This window comes from Methanobrevibacter sp., assembly GCF_045577275.1.
GTDB lineage: Archaea > Methanobacteriota > Methanobacteria > Methanobacteriales > Methanobacteriaceae > Methanobrevibacter.
On record NZ_JAZNIB010000189.1, the window covers coordinates 1 to 1,672 of the forward strand.

The 1,672-nt window shown below is 33.5% G+C and carries 1 protein-coding gene; it reads right to left on the bottom strand.

The genetic code is table 11. The annotated features are described in order from the left end of the window. Positions 1-164: 164 nt before the first annotated feature. A complete protein-coding gene (gdhA, locus tag ACKI67_RS05660; protein ID WP_407462462.1) occupies positions 165-1,499 on the bottom strand; it encodes an NADP-specific glutamate dehydrogenase in 1,335 nt (444 codons plus the stop codon). Positions 1,500-1,672 lie beyond the last annotated feature (173 nt).

The window sequence follows — 1,672 nt, forward strand, 5'->3', positions numbered from 1 at the left end:
ATCAATAAAAATTTGAGAACAGTGATTTTGCACAAAAACACATTAACAAAAAAAAGACTCTACTTTCAGCCAAAAAAAATCAATGAAATAAACTCTCTTCAAAAACGATGAAAATAATAAAAATAAAATAAAAAAATAAGAGTTAAAAACTCTTAAAAATAAATTTACACAATTCCTTGTGCGTTCATTGCTTCAACAACTTTTTGGAATCCTGCAATGTTTGCTCCTGCTACATAGTTTTTATCCATTCCATATTCTTCAGCAGCAGCTGCAGCATTTGCAAAGATGTTTTCCATAATAGCTTGAAGTTTAGAGTCAACTTCTTCAAAGGTCCAGGATAATCTTTGTGAGTTTTGTGACATTTCTAAAGCGGAAGTAGCTACTCCACCAGCATTTGAAGCTTTACCTGGTGCGAATAATACATCATTTTCTTGTAAGTATTCGGTTGCTTCAATGGAAGTAGGCATATTTGCTCCTTCAGCTACAGCCAAAACACCATTTTCAACTAATGCTTTTGCATCATCCAATAATAATTCATTTTGGGTTGCGCATGGTAATGCGATGTCACATTTAATTGTCCATACACCTTTACCTTCGTGGTATTCTGCACTTTCTCTTGCTTCAGCATAAGCAGTTAATCTTTCTCTTCTAACTTCTTTTACTTCTTTTAATAATTCAACGTCGATTCCTTCAGGATCATAAATCCAACCGGTTGAATCGGAACAGGTTACAGGTTTACCACCTAATTGCTGTGCTTTTTCGATTGCATAAATAGCTACATTACCTGCACCTGATACTGCAATGGTTTTACCTGCAATATCAATATCGTTTGCGTTTAACATTGCATTAGTGAAGTATAATAATCCATACCCAGTAGCTTCAGTTCTTGCAAGAGATCCGCCGAAGGTTAATCCTTTACCGGTTAATACTCCTTCGTATAATCCTCTAATTCTTTTATATTGACCGAATAAGAATCCAATCTCACGACCACCCACACCAATATCTCCAGCAGGCACATCAGTATCTGCTCCGATGTATTTGCATAATTCGGTCATGAAACTTTGACAGAATGCCATGATTTCTCTGTCTGATTTTCCTTTAGGATCAAAGTCTGATCCTCCTTTTCCTCCACCGATTGGAAGTCCGGTTAATGAGTTTTTGAAGATTTGTTCAAATCCTAAAAATTTAATAATACCGAGGTTTACTGAAGGGTGGAAACGTAATCCTCCTTTGTATGGTCCAATAGCTGAATTGAATTGGACACGGTATCCTGTGTTTACTTGCACTTGTCCGTTGTCATCTACCCATGGGACACGGAATTTGAATTGTCTTTCAGGATTGGTTAATCTTTCAAGAAGTGCATTTTTCTTAAATTCTTCTTCATTTTCTTCAATAACAACCCTTAAGGATTCCAATACTTCGCGTACAGCTTGATGGAATTCTGGTTCGGAAGGGTTTTGTTCAATAATAGTTTCAATTACATCGTCTACGTATGACAAAATTATTCCTCCAATATTCATTATCAAATATTATTTTGATATGACAATTAATTTTTTGTACCTTCTTATATTTAATAGTTTTCAATTTTCTTAAAAAAAATCGAATATAATTAATTATATTAATAATTTTATTAGACAAATAAATATTAAATTTAAAAAAATTTATATAAAAT